This window comes from Brumicola pallidula DSM 14239 = ACAM 615 (assembly GCF_000428905.1).
GTDB lineage: Bacteria > Pseudomonadota > Gammaproteobacteria > Enterobacterales > Alteromonadaceae > Glaciecola > Glaciecola pallidula.
Map to the genome: position 1 here is coordinate 587,568 of NZ_KE386814.1, position 17,593 is coordinate 605,160.

Annotated in this window: 13 protein-coding genes; all 13 read left to right on the forward strand. The window is 36.9% G+C overall.

Features of this window, described 5'->3' with window-relative positions:
• Window positions 1-35 precede the first annotated feature (35 nt).
• The 13 genes from G399_RS0113430 (at window position 36) to galU (ending at window position 17,431) form a co-directional block, all read left to right on the forward strand.
• Window positions 36-1,298: a glycosyltransferase gene (locus tag G399_RS0113430; protein WP_026843735.1), complete on the forward strand. Its 1,263-nt coding sequence runs from the start codon at window positions 36-38 to the stop codon at window positions 1,296-1,298.
• Between the two features lie 3 nt (window positions 1,299-1,301).
• Complete coding sequence (locus tag G399_RS0113435; RefSeq protein WP_006013354.1) at window positions 1,302-2,549, forward strand: MATE family efflux transporter; 1,248 nt, start codon at window positions 1,302-1,304, stop codon at window positions 2,547-2,549.
• A gap of 101 nt (window positions 2,550-2,650) precedes the next feature.
• A complete protein-coding gene (locus G399_RS0113440) occupies window positions 2,651-3,901 on the forward strand; it encodes a hypothetical protein (protein WP_006013356.1) in 1,251 nt (416 codons plus the stop codon).
• A 103-nt stretch (window positions 3,902-4,004) separates the two neighbouring features.
• Window positions 4,005-5,120, forward strand: coding sequence for a glycosyltransferase family protein (locus tag G399_RS0113445; RefSeq protein WP_006013358.1), 1,116 nt, complete (start codon window positions 4,005-4,007; stop codon window positions 5,118-5,120).
• 26 nt (window positions 5,121-5,146) lie between these two features.
• Window positions 5,147-6,298 carry a Gfo/Idh/MocA family protein gene (locus tag G399_RS0113450; protein WP_006013361.1) on the forward strand — a complete coding sequence of 384 codons (1,152 nt, stop codon included), beginning with the start codon at window positions 5,147-5,149 and terminating at the stop codon, window positions 6,296-6,298.
• A gap of 3 nt (window positions 6,299-6,301) precedes the next feature.
• Window positions 6,302-8,443 (forward strand): bi-domain-containing oxidoreductase, encoded by a 2,142-nt coding sequence (locus G399_RS0113455; RefSeq protein ID WP_006013364.1) that lies wholly within the window; start codon window positions 6,302-6,304, stop codon window positions 8,441-8,443.
• 4 nt (window positions 8,444-8,447) lie between these two features.
• On the forward strand, window positions 8,448-10,094 hold the full coding sequence (locus G399_RS0113460) for an alginate lyase family protein (protein WP_006013367.1): 1,647 nt from the start codon (window positions 8,448-8,450) through the stop codon (window positions 10,092-10,094).
• Entirely contained in the window at window positions 10,081-11,205 is a 1,125-nt protein-coding gene (locus G399_RS0113465; protein ID WP_006013370.1) for a glycosyltransferase, read from the forward strand. Before G399_RS0113460 ends, G399_RS0113465 begins: the two co-directional genes overlap by 14 nt.
• Window positions 11,205-12,071: an NAD-dependent epimerase/dehydratase family protein gene (locus G399_RS0113470; protein WP_006013373.1), complete on the forward strand. Its 867-nt coding sequence runs from the start codon at window positions 11,205-11,207 to the stop codon at window positions 12,069-12,071. The genes G399_RS0113465 and G399_RS0113470 overlap by 1 nt, the downstream gene beginning before the upstream one ends.
• A gap of 3 nt (window positions 12,072-12,074) precedes the next feature.
• Window positions 12,075-12,626 carry a sugar transferase gene (locus tag G399_RS0113475; protein WP_006013376.1) on the forward strand — a complete coding sequence of 184 codons (552 nt, stop codon included), beginning with the start codon at window positions 12,075-12,077 and terminating at the stop codon, window positions 12,624-12,626.
• 459 nt (window positions 12,627-13,085) lie between these two features.
• Entirely contained in the window at window positions 13,086-15,044 is a 1,959-nt protein-coding gene (locus G399_RS0113480; RefSeq protein WP_006013378.1) for a polysaccharide biosynthesis protein, read from the forward strand.
• 45 nt (window positions 15,045-15,089) lie between these two features.
• The gene (locus G399_RS0113485) at window positions 15,090-16,451 is read left to right on the forward strand and encodes a UDP-glucose dehydrogenase family protein (protein WP_006013380.1); all 1,362 of its coding nucleotides are present in this window, start codon (window positions 15,090-15,092) and stop codon (window positions 16,449-16,451) included.
• A gap of 92 nt (window positions 16,452-16,543) precedes the next feature.
• Complete coding sequence (gene galU, locus G399_RS0113490) at window positions 16,544-17,431, forward strand: UTP--glucose-1-phosphate uridylyltransferase GalU (protein WP_006013383.1); 888 nt, start codon at window positions 16,544-16,546, stop codon at window positions 17,429-17,431.
• The last annotated feature ends 162 nt before the right edge of the window (window positions 17,432-17,593 follow it).

Here is a 17,593-nt window from a genome sequence, read left to right on the forward strand (position 1 = left end):
TACAGCTTAGTTATAATATTAAGGAAGTTAGCTTTATGTTATTTCTTGTCTGTGAATCTTTAAAAATGGGCGGGGTGCAATCGTTGTACCTTCGGCTAGCCTTAGAGTCTTCTAAACCCATTACAATAATTAGTTTAACTGAATCACACGATGATGCTTTTATCAAAAGTCTGCATGAAAATGACATACCATACTTTTATTACTCGGACTTTTCACAATGGTCGATCGGAACTAAACGAGCAACCATGGCAAATAGTATTCCCCTGTCTTCGCGTAAAGTTCTATTGCAGTTTAATACTCCTGTTTCATATTTTCATGTATCAAGTCTGAGTGGTGCAGTTTTTGTTCATCGGTTGTCAAAGTTGATTAGAAATCAAAGCAAGGTTAAATTGAATGTTGGCATTTATCACGGACTCATATTTGGTTGGAAATCTAGTTTTAACACCTACTACAGCAGGCTTTCTAGTGAAATATTGAAAGGTTTTTTTGGTGAATTTGGCGTTCTTTTTTATAATAAAGTGGTTCAAACGAGTTACGAGAAGAAATTAGGGTGTGCGCTTAGTGGCGATATTATCCCTATCGGTATTAGAGTAAAAAATGAAGTTAAAGAGAGGAAATCAATCTCTCAGGAACCAAAAATTATTTCAATTGGGCGATTAGTACCATATAAAAGTTATAACTTAAATTTAATAGAACTTATGCCCGATTTAATATCTCAAGGTTTTAAATTTCAATTTGAAATATATGGTGAAGGTGCTTATTCAACTCTATTAGAAGAAAAAGTACAGAGTCTAGGTTTAGGAGAGTATGTCAAGTTCAAAGGTTTGATTGAATATTCACAAATATCTAAGTCTTTTGATGACGCTGATTTTTTTATAGGTTGTGGTACAACATTGTTAGAGGCTAGTGCCGAAGGTGTACCTTCAATTATAGGCATAGAAAATATGAATCAAGCGTTGACGTATGGTTTTTTAACAGATACTTCAGGCTATTCTTACCACGAAAAAGACCTCGAGTTCCCCTTACTTCAGCTAAGAGACGTGATAGTGAAATGTTTGAGTCTTACCCCGAAAGAATATGAGAAATTGTCTATTTCTCATCGAGTTAGAGCTAGATTATTTTCAATAGAAAGTTCTATCGCAGTATTAAACTCCAATTATGAAAAAATTGAATTCTATAATCCATCTGAAGTTAACCTAAACCTTTTTAGGCTGCAGTTGTCGATCATGTTTGAACAATTAACCACAATACTCGGTGTGAATAAGCTTTATTATAATAAAATAAAAATCGAGAACTAATCCATGTTGAAAAAAACAATATTATCCAATGGGTTATACAGTATTTTAACTGGCGGAATTAAACTCATCGGAGGGTTAATTCTGTTGAAGTTAGCTGTTAATCAGTTTGGTAGAGAAAACTTAATTTATTTAGGGCAGTTCAATAGTATATTCTTTATAACATCGAGCATCGCTAGCGCTGGACTTTATGCTGGAATAATATCATTAAACCGAGAAATGAATAAAGATATAGTTTTTCATTCTGCCTTTATTCACGCTTCAAAATTAATTGCTTTTGGACTCATATTGCTAGTTATTTTATGGGTAACCCTGTTGAATGAAAACTCTGTATTTGATATGTCTTTATTTTTTATCGCTAGTTTTTTGTTGGTTTTATTTCCGTTAGGGGAAATCTTACTTGGCTTTATTAATGCGAATAATCCACCATCTGCAACCTACATTACGCGATCTTTAGCATCTGTGATTGCTATCGCATTCGGTTATTTTGTGCTAGTTGTTCTCGAAAATGGTTCTTTTCTGATCAATACACTATATGGACTGTCTTTATCTCTAGGTACTTTTATTTTCTTATTTTCTAAAAAACAATTATTTACGTTCAATAAAGCAGTATTTAAAGTCTCAGTGCCTGAAAGATTTTATCCTTATGCGAAGATTTTTATTATTTCTATTATTTTTCTTCCGACTGCTAAAATATTTACAAGGGAGTATATATTATCCCAGTCTTCAAATTTTACGGCTAGTCTATGGCAGAGCTATTTGACTATTTCTGATGCTTATACCGTAATATTCTCGGTCTTTTTAACTAGTTTCTATATTAAATATATTTCAGGTCAAAAAGAGGTGCCCATTTACTCTATTCTAAGAAATATTCTACCTGTTTTGCTTCCTTTGCTTGGTATGTCATTTGCATTTGTTTTTTTTATTTGGCCGGATGTTTCACTTTTTTTATTGAATTTCAATATTGATGTCGACGGAGATTATCGAATTTTCTTTGTTGTCGCCGACGCTATGAGATTTGTATCATTACTAATAACCTACAATTTTATAGTTAGGGAAAAAGCTAAAGTAGCTCTAGTCTTTGAAGTCGTACAATCTGTGTCTTACGTTGCTTTTATCAGCGTAGGTGCTCATTATTGGGGGGTTTTAGGTGCCGCTCATGGATATGCATATTGTTATTTTATATATCTTCTTCTAGGGCTTGGATATGTACTTAAGGATAAGATAAACAATAAATATATCTTAAAATCCTAATTAATGGTCTGAACCTAGTTAACTTGTTCTAATTGAAAGTTAACGCGAGTAAGGTGCAGCCCATATGAACTTATAACTATATTGTAGTAATTGGATTCTCAATGTTAATTGATGTTTTTGTCGTTAGTATCATGATCATACTTTTCGAAAGTAAAATTGTCGGGCAAAAGAACTATCTGCCATTCTCCCCTCTCTTTATTTTTATGGCGGCTTACAATTTGATTTTCGTTATTCCTACTATCTTAATTGCGTTGCCTGGTGGGGAGCTTTTCTACATGGCCAGACTAGATGTCTCCTACTATGACACTTATTTGAATTACAATAGAGTTTTCTTTTACTTCTTTTGTTGTCTCACCATACTTAGTTTTGATAAAACAAAAACTATCTTCAAAAAGAAGCAGATAACCAAAATAGTGCCTAGAAGCTGGGTGTTATTTTTATTTTTTTTAGCGTTTATAGCGAAATTCGTTTATTTAGGTACGGGCTTAGGTTTTAATCCTGTACTAATACTCGAGCGTATAATTTACCCAAGAGAATTTACTTCAATAAAAGTCGGGACAGGGCTTATAAATTATTTACAAACCGCATTGACTTTATTGACATATTTTATGGCTGCTATTTTGTATCAACAGAAAAAAAATAGTATAAATCTTATCTTGTTAGTTTTGGCTGCGTTATTATTTTTCGTTGCGGGGGCAAAGCAACAAGTTATCTGGCTCGCATTTGTTTACATTATGCTGAAAAATAAAGGTAATAATTCTGTTGATTTTAATCTTGTAAAGAATATTAAATATTTATTAGCTATTTGTACTTTGGTTGTTTTTTCTTTTGCAATCATGATAGTACGAGCCGATAACGACAGCCTACTTGAAAAGCTTGTGAAATATCAAAGAGAATCGTACTACTCAGCCCTAGTTTTAAGTGATTATGACTGGCAACTTGAATACAGCATAAATGGAGTTGTTGATACTATCGCTTCGCCTATTCCTAGAAGTTTATGGCCAGATAAACCATTTCTTGGGTACTATAATAGGTATTGGCGTCAAAGGTATGAACCTAAAACAGTTCGTTATCATACCTCAACATTTGGTTTTATAGCAGAGTCACACATGCTTGTTGGTTCGTTAGGCTCAATTCTCTATGCCTTTATATTTTTCTTATTAGTAAAATATTGTTACGTGGGGTTTTTAAGAAGTTCTTCTTATATTGGAGTGTTTTTTCCAATTTATTTGACTACGCTTTTATATTTTTTTCTTAGGTCAGGATTTACTGGCTTTACTTTAGTAAATACATTGTTCACATTAATAATTTGCGTATTAACAGTTCGTAAAATATACAGATTGAGATATTGATATAATTTAAAATTATTTAAGTTTTTTGGAGCCAACTATTGTCTGGTATTCTTAAAATATTTTAATTGGGCATTAATTTTATATTTAAAAACCGGAGTTTAGAGTGAGATTTTCTTTAGTTGCTGTTGGCGCAAATATAACAGCGTTTCCATATTTATATAAACTTAGCAATATTTTGACCGAGCTAGGTTCGCTGGAATATGTTTGTTGGGATCGATTGGAAAAAAATGAAAATCTAGGCGATTTAAGTGACATCGAGTATAAAAGAATTTTAAAATTTTCGCCGGAAGGAAAAGCGTCCTTACTTTTTGGTTACTTAGCATGGTTTTTTAAACTACTTAAATTTTTCATTGCGCATGGAGATTCTCGAACTATTTACTTCGTTTCGCGACTAGATGCTGCAGCGGCAATTTATTTAGTAAAATTATTTCGCCCATCGTTAGAATATGTTTACTTAGATAGAGACGCATATCACATGACTTATAACTTAGGCATATTTAAGGGTATTGTTAAATGGTTTGAATATAAAATAGCAAAAACATCGCTTTCCCACTTTATTCCTGGTTCTAGTCGGAACTTTACAAAATTAGAAAATGTTAGTGTTATTGAAAACACTCCAAATAGAAACTTTTTTGAGCAAGCAAAACTAAAGAGTGCATGCTTAAGAGACGATGATCGATTCACTATTTACATCAATGGCTGGCTTGTTAAAACTCGGGGAGCTAATCAAATTTTAAAAGCCATGGAAAAACTGGATGTAAAAAAATTTAGAGTATTAGTTGCAGGTCCTTTGCAATGTGACGCGATTAGTCAGTTGATAAAGTTAGAAATTGTGGAATATTTAGGCCAGCTAAATAATCAAGATTCTTTATCCTACTATTTTGTATCTGACGTAGTTTTGTCATTCTACGACCCTTCAATTGAAATAAATAGAAAAGCAGAGCCTAACAAGTGGTTTGATTGTTTATTCACGGAGACACACTTCATTACTAATTACGGAATAGAGACTGCCGAAAGATTTGCCAATACAGGTATGTGCTACCAATTAGACTATGGTAATTCAGAGCAACTAGTGCAACTGATTTATGATTTAAACGTCCGCAAGAACGAAACAAAAGCTATTAGCTATGTCAATCTCATTAAAGAATTAAATGTTGACTTCTGGGATGAGAAAGTACGAAAAATAGTACAAGATATCCTGTGCGCGAGAGAGATGTAAAACTATGTATTTAGGTAGATTCACAAATGAATAGAAAACAATTTAATGAAGGTGCTTCTCTTCAATATAATAAAAAAAGTGGTTTATACAAAATCTATCGGTTCGCATTAATTTACGGAATGAGGAGGGCATTGGTTAAAGCTTTAGGTAGGTTAAGAGTTGGGAAAATCACTCGTTTTGTAGTTAGTCCATTGAGTTTTTTACGCAAAAAGAATAAATTTATTAGTGTCGTCGGTTGCGGCCAATTTACTTATTCCACGAGCTCTTTTTTTTTGGTTCAGAAGCTTGGGAATTGCATAGACGCTTGTTTCGATTTGAATGCTGACGTTACGAACACTTATGCAAAAGCCTACGATGCAATAGAATGTGTTAAATTTGATGAGGTATTAGAGCGAGATTCCACTAAGCTAGTTTATATAGCGTCCAACCACGCATCTCATACCCCTTACGCTATAGATTGTATCAAAAAAGGTTTAGATGTTTACATAGAAAAACCGATAGCAGTTACATTTGAGCAATTAGAGGGTCTTCGCTATACTTATTCGCAATCAAAAAGTAAAATCTATGTTGGATATAATAGACCCTTCTCTAAAGCTATAATTGAACTTAAGAGCAAAATGGGAGACGGGCCACTAACCTTAACTTGTTCAATTATTGGACATAAGTTAGATGCAGATCACTGGTATCGCGAACCTACTGAAGGCACCCGAATCTGTGGAAATCTAGGACATTGGATAGACCTTGCGATTCATCTTATTTGGTCCAAGAAAGAGACTCCGCCGACAGCACTAGATATTTTTATTGCATACGGTGATAAAAATAATTTCGACGACAATCTTTCTGTGTGTTTTTCGAGTGATACTGGTGACCTTATTGTTTTAACTATGACAGCAAGGGAAGAGCCCTTTGAAGGTATAAGTGAGAGCATAGTTTTTCAACAAAATGGCGTTTTTGCAAAGATAGATGACTTCAAGCGTGCAGAATTTCAAGTTGGTCCTAAAAAAATTATCAGAAAGTATTTTCCAAAAGATGTTGGTCATGAAGAAGCTATACTTCAACCATTTCGAAAGAAGCAGAGGGATTTAAATGAAATATTTGTTTCCACAGAATTAATGCTGCATATAACTGATATGGTAAGAGAAACAAAACATCAAAGTGTTTTTAAATTTAAAGGATAAAATGTGAAACAAATATTACAAGATATGGCTAAAGGTGGTTCAGAAATCACCGAGGCGCCATGCCCCTCGGTGAGTAGAGGGCATTTATTAATTAACACTAGTGCTAGCCTAATATCAGCGGGAACTGAGAGAATGTTAGTTGGCTTCGGTAAAGCGAACTACATCGATAAAGCTAGGCAGCAACCTGAAAAAGTTAAAATGGTCCTAGAGAAAGTTCAAACAGATGGTCTGATGACAACTATAGACGCTGTCAAGAGCAAGTTGGGCCAACCGTTACCATTGGGTTATTGTAATGTAGGCTATGTACATGAAGTTGGTGTTGGTGCTGAACAATTTAAGGCTGGAGATAGAGTTGTATCGAATGGTCCTCATGCTGATGTAGTGCGAGTTGCCAAGAACCTGTGCGCAAAGATTCCGGATAACGTTAGCGATCAACAGGCGGCATTTACTGTGGTGGCTAGCATAGGTCTGCAAGGTATTCGATTAATTAAGCCTACCTTGGGTGAGAGCATTGTAGTTACGGGTGTAGGATTGATTGGACTACTCACAGTGCAATTATTAAAAGCACATGGCTGCCGTGTTTTAGCAATTGATTATGATCATTCAAAATTAGAGTTAGCAAAAAGGTTTGGAGCTGAAATTTGTAATCCGGGCCGAGGTGAAGATCCGGTTGCTGCCGGCTTAGCATTTAGTCGTGGACAAGGCGTGGATGGTGTCATTATAACAGCTAGCACTAAATCCAATGACCCTGTTACCCAAGGTGCAAGGATGAGTCGCAAACGAGGTCGTATAGTTCTCGTGGGTGTTGTTGGGTTAGAGCTTAACCGCGCTGACTTTTATGAAAAAGAGCTCTCTTTTCAAGTGTCGTGTTCTTATGGGCCTGGCAGATATGATTCTTCTTATGAAGAAAATGGCAACGATTATCCTTACGGCTTTGTAAGGTGGACGCAGCAGCGCAATTTTGTAGCAATTCTCGATATGATGGCAACAGGCCAATTAGATGTTATGCCTCTCATTACAAATTCTTTTGAGTTTGATAATGCAAAAGCTGCTTACGATCTATTGACTGAAGATGCCTCGGCTTTGGGCCTATTGCTTAAATATTCATCGAATGTCGATGAAAGACATGTTAAGAACGTGAAATTAATCGAAACGAATGAGTGTAAGCCCAGCGCTGTAACTTTGGGCTTTGTTGGCGCCGGAAACTATGCCTCCCGTACGCTAATTCCTGCTTTTAAGGCTGCTAATGCAGTCCTTCACAGTTTGGCTACTTCTGGCGGAGTTAATAGTGCTATACATGGGGCTAAAAACGGATTCCGTATTGCAACGACCGATACAACAGAAATGATAAAAAATCCGGATATTAATACAATAGCTATTGTTACCCAGCATAACAGTCATGCATCGTTTATTAATCAAGCTTTGGAGTGCGGTAAACACATATTTGTAGAGAAGCCCCTCGCTATTAATTATGAACAGCTGGAGTCCGTTAGGCAAGCATACATTAACGCAACAAAGAGCGAAGAGAAACCATTACTTATGGTTGGTTTTAATCGCCGATTTTCTCCACATATTCAAAAAATGAAGTCTTTATTGACTCCAATAAAGACCCCTAAATCATTTATAATGACTATGAACGCAGGTGATATTCCAGCAGAACATTGGGTACATGATTTGAATAAAGGTGGCGGAAGAATAATAGGAGAAGCATGTCACTATATAGATCTCATGAGATTCCTAGTTGGGCATGAAATAAAATCTGTGCAGGCAATAAGGATGGGTGCAGAGCAAGGTGTTGATATTGTTGAAGATAAAGCGACAATTAGCTTAGGATTTACTGATGGTTCTTTTGGAACGATTCATTATTTTGCCAATGGTTCAAACAGCTTTCCAAAAGAGCGAATAGAAATATTTGCTGGCGGGAAAATTCTACAACTTGATAATTTTGTTAAACTCACAGGATATGGTTTTAAAGGGTTCAAGAAAATGAATTTGTGGAGACAAGACAAGGGCCAAAAAGCCTGCACAAAAGCGTTTGTAGAAGCTATTGAAAACGGAGGTAAACCTCCTATAGCAATAGATGAGTTATTCGAAGTTGCGAAGATAACGATAGATGTTGCAACTTTGCTTAGAGAGCAGGGTTAGTTTAATGTTTGAAAGATTATTATTGCTCTTAAATACAATTAAATATCTAAAGATAAGGCAGATTGTATACCGTATATATTATAGGTTCAGAAAAGTAAAAGTTAATGATCTAAATGTATATCGTAAAAATGAATACTTAATTAATCCTATAGATTGGAATGGATATAGCGTTGCCTCTCCTTCATTATTTGAAAATAAGAAAGCTCGATTCTTAAACAAGTCTCAAGATATTTCGGAAAGCAATTGCTGGAATGCTCCAACATCTGAAAAGCTCTGGTTATATAATTTGCACTACATGGACGATCTAAACGCTGTCGACTCTGAAGATAGGATTGAGTTGCATAAATCCCATATACTTCGTTGGATCACTGAAAATCCAGCACCATTTGGAAATGGTTGGGAACCTTATACTTTGTCGCTAAGGTTGGTAAACTTAGTCAAATGGTGTTTGAAAAATACAGTAAAAAACCAAGAGATAATTGCTAGCATTCATCAACAAGGAGACGCTTTACTTCAACAGGTGGAATATCATATTTTAGCAAATCACTTATTTGCTAATGGAAAAGCGTTATTTTTTGTAGGTTGTTTTTTCGGAGGGGAAATAGGTCAAAAATTCAAAAGAAAAGGGCTTGAGATCTTAATACCAGAATTTCATGAACAATTTTTGTTTGATGGAGGCCATTTTGAAAGGAGTCCTATGTATCACAGTGTGATGCTGTGGGATGTTCTTGAGACTATAGATATAGCTAGACACTTAGGAAATATGAATAATGATACTAAAGATTGGGAACGAGTCGCAGTTAATGGAGTAAGTTGGCTAGAAGCAATGTGCCATCCTGATGGGGAAATTAGCTTCTTCAACGATGGCGCGATGGGAATCGCTGCTAAACTGAGCCAAATATTGGACTATGCTGAGGTGCTAAACTTACAAGTGGCAAAAAACATCAGCCCAATACGACATTTGAAACATAGTGGTTTTACTTCAATGGCCAAGCCTAATGCTTTTTTAGTTGTTAACCATGCTCCGATCGGACCAACATATCAACCTGGGCACGCTCATGCTGATACCTTAAGTTTTGAGTTATCAGTTTTCGGGGAAAGAGTTTTTGTGAATTCAGGTACGTCCTGTTACGGAGATTCTGTTCAGAGACTTAAAGAACGAGAAACAAAATCACACAATACTGTCGTTGTTAATAGTCAGAACTCGTCGGAGGTTTGGGATGGATTTAGAGTTGCGCGCAGGGCAAGTGTTTTGAATGTAAATGTATCAGGCGACAATACTCTTAGTAAATTGAAAGCCGAACACGATGGATATAACCGTTTTTTTCAAAATTTAAACCATGAAAGAGTTTTTAGTTTGAGTGAGAAAGACTTGGCAATTCAAGACAACATAACATTGAGTGGACAAAAAAGCGCAGCTTATTATTATTTGAGTCCTGACGTTAAAATCAATATTATCTCGCAATTTGAGTATGAGTTAAGCCTTATTTCAAGTGAAATAGTGCGCGTTATATCGAGTAACGCTATGAAGTTAAAAAATTCTGAATGGTATCCTGAGTTTGGTGTTGTGCGACAATCAAAGGTAATCATCGTTGATTTTGAAAAAACACAATTAATGAAAATAAAATGGAGAGACATTGAAAAGTCCTAAAACGGTTTGTTTCGTCAATAATTTAGCTTTTAGAGATGAGCCAACAATAGAAAATAGATTATTGCCGTACATAATAGAAACGCTTCACTTGGGGCATAAAGTTATACTTATTAGCAGTGACAATACTCCTATTTTGGCTGTAAAGCATGAAAACTTCACGCATATCTGTTGTCCAATAGAAACTAAACGGCCAAATGGTTTTTTAAAAAGAGCATTTTTTGAAAACAAAAACTCCAGAGAAATTTTGAAAAAAGCTAAAGGGGTAAGTTGTGATATATATTTATTAACGATACCTTCGATGTTTTTATTATTCAATGCTAGGATTCTTAAAAATCACAGAGTTTTTTTAGATGTGAGAGATTTAACTTGGCACTACTTATCTAGTGTTACTTTAGAACAAAGATTCGCCAGATTATTCTTTGAGTTTTTGGCTAAAAGGAATTATGAAATTTTTGAAAAAGTAGCCGTCACCAACGAGGCTGAGGCTCTCTATTTTAAATCTAAAGCGATTCCTTTCGAATTAAATTACAATGGAATTACGCAGGCCCAGTTTAATGATTTATCTTCAATTAAACCAAAAATAGACACTGATAACATTACGGTAACATACGTCGGAAAAGTTGGTGTTGCGCAAAACCTTGATTTTTTAATCAGAGTGGCTAAAAAAATGCCGGATATAGTTTTTAAAATAGTTGGTTATGGGCCGCTTTATAAAGAGTTTCAACATAATTTAAAGGCGGCCGGTGTTCCTAATATTCTAGCCCCTGGAAGTGCAAGTTGGAAACAGATAATAAAGTTGTACGAAGAGTCGGATATTTTGTATGCGCAACTGACGAATGAATATTCTGGTGCAATGCCCTCAAAACTATATCAGTACCTTTGTGCATCGCGCTTTATTGTGTACGGTGGCAGTGGACAAGCGAAAAAAATGTTAGATACATTCTCTAATAATATAGTTGTTGAACCAAACTCTGTTCAGGGTTTAGTCGAAGCAATCACTCATTATATTAAAACACCGATAAAAAATGACGCGTTCGAAAAGAATTCAAAAAGAGTGCAAGAGTTTTTTATTCGCGAGGAAAATGTAAAAAAAATCACTGAGAGTTTTTGATGAACACAAAGATTTTGGTAACCGGTGCAACTGGATTTATTGGGAAGCACTTAGTAACTTCCCTTGGGCAATCTTGCGTTGAATTTGAGTCGTTTCAAGATGATCTGGCAACAGATTACACACTAGAGAAATACGATGATGTTTTTTCTATCATTCATTTAGCTGGTCTTGCACATAATAAAGCCAAAAGTGATGATCATCTTAGACAGATAAATTACTTTGGAACACTAGCATTAGCTAAAAAAGCGAAGTTGCAGGGTATTAAGCGTTTTGTGTTTTTGAGTTCTACAACTGTTTATGGAAATGTCGAAGGTTTAATTAATGAAATCTCCCCCACATTTCCTTTTAATGAATTTGCTCGCTTAAAGCTGAAGACTGAAATAGATTTATTGCAATTGGGAGATGACAACTTTGAAGTTGTAATAGTTCGTGCACCATTAATTTATGGCAGTGATGCCCCTGCCAACTTCAAGCTCTTAACAAAACTCGTTGATTTTATGCCTATATTACCGTTTCAGTTAGCTAGAAAAAAAAGGAGCTATGTGGCGGTGCAAAGCGTGATTGATTTTTTGTTAATATGTGTAGAACATCCGAAAGCGGCACAACAAATATTTTTAGTTGCAGATATTAAACCTGTTTCTATCTGTGAATTCACTCAGCAAATAGCATTGATGTTAGGGAAGAAAAGGTTTCAAGTCCCAATTCCTATCGTTATTATGAAGGTGTGTGCGAATTTATTAGGTAAAAAAGAGTTAGTAAATGTGTTATTTGGTGGTTTAGAAATTGATATTTCGAAGGCTAATGAGTTATTAGGCTGGTCACCTAAGTTCACAATGCAACAAGCGATGATAAAAAGTGAGAAATAATTTATGTTAAGAATATACGATGTTGTTTTTGCTATAGTGGGGCTTTTACTGAGTCTACCAGTGTTAATTATTATTCTGGCGATTGGATTCTTTGATACGGGTTCGCCCATTTTTATTCAAGAAAGGGTTGGGAAGAACAAGCAGCCGTTTAGATTAATCAAATTTAGAACAATGGCCAAGGATACAAAATCAGTTGCTAGTCATTTAGCAAGCTCGGCGAGCATTACAAAGTTTGGGAGTTTTTTACGTAAAAGTAAATTAGATGAGTTACCGCAATTGATTAACGTATTTCTGGGCGATATGAGTTTTGTTGGTCCAAGACCGAATTTATTTAATCAAGAAGAGCTAATTGAGGCTCGTGATTTACTGAGAGTCTATGATGTCTCGCCAGGAATAACAGGGCTTGCGCAGATAAATAATATAGATATGTCTGCACCTCAACTACTTGCAGCAACCGATAGTTCAATGATAAAAAATTTAACCGTAAAAAAATATTTTGAATACATCATTAGAACAGCAATTGGCGCTGGCGGTGGAGATGCAATTAAACCGTAAGTTCGTATGGGGTGGTTTTATTGCATCATTATTGACAGGTTAATATTGAATTTAATCTGAGTCTACTCAAAACACATTTTGGGGTGTTTAAGTAAATGTTAGGTGGTGTAAAAGTTATAAATGCTTTAGTTCATGATCACGTCATCATGAACTAAAGTGCAGTGCAGGTCTAAAGAGTATATTTTCAAATCAGGCTCAAAAGCCTTAATGTTTTTTAATGGAATAAATTTAATCCATTCTCGATGTCTTAAATTAAAAAGTAGCTGCTACTTGGAACGTATCCTATCCAAAATGGATTCAAGAATTTGATAAGCGAATGTAATTCCGCATTTTAATTGGAGGCAACAAAAGAAGCTCGATAAGACACTTTTGTTGTATTCACACCAATTAGGCATATAATTCCTAGGGTAGTTAAGAAATTAACCAATAATATTAAATCAGGTCGTAAAAAGGAAATTTATGCTCTTAGAAGCATTGAATAGCGTCTTAAACTCAAAAAGACAAACAAAACGAATTATTACTCTCGCAGTCGATTCGTTTTTTATTGCAATCTCTTTTTGGGCGTCATTGGTAATTCGCCTTGATAACCTCTCCGTATTTTCAAACATAAACTACTGGCTAATCCTATCCGGCTTGCTACCAATAAGTATCTTAATTTTTGTCAAGTTAGGCCTCTACAGAGCTGTTTTAAGATACATGAGCTCTCAAGCTGTCTGGGCTGTAGTGGCAGGCACTATGTTATCAACCGCAGCATTAGTGCTTATCGCATTCTTCTCTACAACCGGTATGCCGCGCACTATGCCTCTAATTTACTGCGCGTTAATACTTCTCACCGTCGGTGGAGCAAGACTTCTCGTTCGTGCATTAGTCACTCAATTTAATGGTTCAAACAAGCAACCTGTTGTTATATATGGTGCAGGCTCCGCTGGTCGCCAACTTGCAACAGGCATCGTCATAGGGCAAGAATACTATGTATCGGCCTTTATCGACGACGATGCAAGTAAGTACGGTTCTGTTATTCAAGGTATCCCAGTTATTTCTTTGATTGAATTAAAGGATTTAATTAGCGCGGGAAAAGCCATAAAAGTACTTCTTGCATTGCCAAGTGCGAGCCGTTCACAAAGAAATCGCATCATTAATTCATTAGAAAAATACCAAGTTAAAGTACAAACCATCCCCGGTATCAAAGATGTCATTGAAGGTAACTTTAATGCCTCGGAATTAATTGACGTTGAAATTGAAGATTTACTGGGTCGCGAGCCTGTAACCCCATTACCGCAGCTTATGGCTCTAAACATTACTGGCAAAAACGTAATGGTTAGCGGTGCCGGCGGTTCTATTGGCTCTGAGTTGTGCCGTCAAATTATAAAATTCAAACCTACTAAACTGGTCCTGTTCGAATTATCTGAATTTGCGCTTTACGAGATTGAAAAAGAACTCAGTGAATATATCGATAAAAACGGCTTAAAAATAAAGCTTTACCCTTTGATGGGCTCTGTACAGCGCGTTAACCGCGTGGAAAACATCATGATGGCGTTTAATATTAACACTATTTATCACGCGGCAGCCTACAAGCATGTCCCTTTAGTGGAGCATAATGTGGTTGAGGGAATTCGTAATAATGTCTTTGGAACCTATTATGCTGCTAAAGCCGCTATTAATGCAGGGGTAGAAACTTTCGTACTGATATCTACCGATAAAGCGGTGCGTCCTACTAATGTTATGGGCGCATCAAAACGGATGGCTGAATTAGCTCTGCAGGCGCTTTCGCAAGCGTCATTTAATAAAAAAACCAGATTTTGTATGGTGCGCTTTGGTAATGTGCTTGGCTCATCGGGTTCAGTAATACCGTTATTTAGACGTCAAATACAAGAAGGCGGGCCAATTACGCTCACCCATGAAGACATTACTCGATATTTCATGACGATACCTGAAGCTGCACAACTCGTGATACAAGCTGGCGCTATGGGTAAAGGTGGGGATGTATTTGTGCTGGACATGGGTGACTCAGTAAAAATCAAAGATTTAGCTGAAAAGCTAGTTAGGCTATCAGGTTTAGAAATAAAAGACGAAAATAATCCAAACGGTGACATTGCAATAGAATGCACTGGTTTGCGACCAGGTGAAAAACTGTTCGAAGAATTACTCATCGGTGACAATGTTCAAGATACATTCCATGAACGGATTATGACAGCCAATGAAGCCATGTTGAGTTGGGAAGACCTTGAACCGCTACTCAATAATTTAGATAAAATGTGTCACAACTTTGATCACGAAAGTATTAGAGAAATATTATTAAACGCACCAACAGGCTTTAACCCTACGGATGGAATTTGCGATTTAGTATGGGCTGCAAGGCAACCTGCGGATGATACAAAACCGGTATCAGCCGAAATAATTAAATTATCCAGAGCGTAGATAGTTAATTTATATTACCTACCGCGATATTAAAAAGGAACCGCAATGAAAGTAACTGTTTTCGGCATTGGCTATGTCGGCCTAGTACAAGCTGCGGTTTTAGCAGAAGTTGGCCACGAGGTTGTTTGTGTCGATGTAGACCAAAACAAAGTAGATAACTTGGAAAAAGGACTTATTCCAATTTATGAGCCGGGTTTAACGCCCTTAGTTAATGCTAACTTCGAGCAAGGAAGAATTAAGTTTACGACCGACGCAGAACGCGGTGTTGACCATGGTGAAATGTTATTCATTGCTGTGGGCACACCACCCGATGAAGATGGCTCTGCTGACCTTAAATACGTGCAAGCGGTTGCCACAACAATCGCCACCTATATGCAAAGCCACAAAATCATTATTAATAAGTCGACAGTACCGGTAGGTACGGCAGATAAAGTAATTGCAACTGTGTCAGATACACTCAAGTCACTGAATAAAGAATTTACCTTTGATGTGGTATCCAACCCCGAATTCCTAAAAGAAGGCGCTGCTGTTAATGACTGTATGCGTCCTGACCGTATTATCTTGGGTACCCAAAGTGCCAAAGCAGAGAAAAAGCTACGTGAACTCTACAGCCCGTTCAACCGCAACCATGACAAAATAATTGTAATGGATGTGCGCAGTGCTGAACTGACCAAGTATGCGGCGAACTGCATGCTAGCAACCAAAATCAGTTTTATGAATGAATTGGCTAACTTGGCTGAACTGTTTGGCGCTGACATTGAAAATGTGCGTAAAGGCATCGGTAGTGATCCGCGCATTGGTTATCAATTTATTTATCCGGGTTGTGGTTATGGTGGTTCTTGTTTTCCTAAAGATGTTCAAGCGCTGGTTCGCAGTGCGACGGGGGTGGGTTACACAGCTAAAATATTAGAAGCAGTTGAAGCGGTTAACTACCGGCAAAAAGAAAAGTTATTTGATTACATCATGAGTCACTATCAAGGTGATGTGAAAGGTAAAACCATTGCACTGTGGGGTTTATCATTTAAGCCTAACACTGATGATATGCGCGAAGCATCGTCTCGGGTTTTAATGGAAAGGCTTTGGGAGCATGGCGCTATTGTGCAGGCTTATGACCCTGAGGCAATGGAAGAAACGCAACGCATTTATGGCTCACGTGCTGATCTTAGATTAATGGGCACCAAAGAAGCCACGTTGTCAGGTTCAAGTTGCTTAGTTATTTGCACTGAGTGGCAGGCTTTTAGAGCGCCCGATTTTGAAATGATAAAAACCCACGTTGCTGATCAAGTTATTTTTGATGGTCGTAACTTATTTGAGCCCAGCTTAATTTCGGAATACGGATTGCATTATTATGCCATCGGTAGAGGTTTATCTGTTAAAGCGCAGCAGTCGGCCTCCATAAGCAGTTGATAAAGCTGATTGGTAAAATACATGCATATAGCACACTGAACGTAAGTCACTAGGTAGCATGAAATAAAAAGAAAATAAGGATTAACGGAACTATGAGTCAAGTTAGAAAAGCAGTGATACCCGTAGCTGGTTTGGGAACGAGAATGTTACCGGCCACAAAAGCAATCCCGAAGGAAATGCTACCTGTTGTCGACAAGCCTTTAATTCAGTACGTAGTGAATGAATGCGTTCAGGCAGGTATAAAGCAAATCGTGTTGGTAACTCATGCGAGTAAAAACAGCATCGAAAACCACTTTGACACATCGTTCGAGTTAGAAGCAACCTTAGAGAAGCGAGTAAAGCGCCAGTTGTTGGACGCGGTTAAAGCAATATGCCCGAAAGGCGTTACCATCATGCATGTGCGCCAAGGGGTAGCCAGTGGATTAGGTCACGCTATTATGTGTGCTTATCCAATGATTGGTGATGAGCCTTTCGCGGTTGTATTACCTGACGTGATTATTGACGATGTGGCGAGCAACCTAAAGAAAGACAACCTTGCTGATATGGTAGCTAAGTTTAACACCAGTCGTGTTAGCCAAGTCATGGTTGAAAAAGTGGCACAAGAAGATGTGTCTAAATTTGGTATTGTCGATTTAGAAGGCAAGGAACTTGCCCCGGGTGAGTCTTGCAAGATGCACAGAATGGTTGAAAAGCCAGATTTAGAAGATGCACCTTCTAACCTAGCTATTGTCGGTCGCTATGTATTATCTGAAAAAATATGGGACTTGCTGGCAAAAACAGCGCCGGGTGCTGGCGGCGAAATTCAGTTAACTGATGCTATCGATGCACTCATGGAACACGAACAAGTTGACGCATACTACATGAAAGGTAAAAGTCATGACTGCGGCAGCAAGCTTGGCTACATGAAAGCTAACGTTGAATATGCAATGCGTCATCCTGAACTAGGTGAAGACTTTACTGAGTATTTGAAAACGCTGTAGTTGCAGAAGATCAATCAAGAAGCTATCGGTGCTGTAATATCACTTAAATAGAATTTAATTGCCATTGTTAAAACTAAAAATGGTGTTGATTTAAAGGCTATGAAAGTTGCGAAAAAGAGATTAAAAGACTTACTGGTTGAAATTAAATAAGGCGGTTACAGC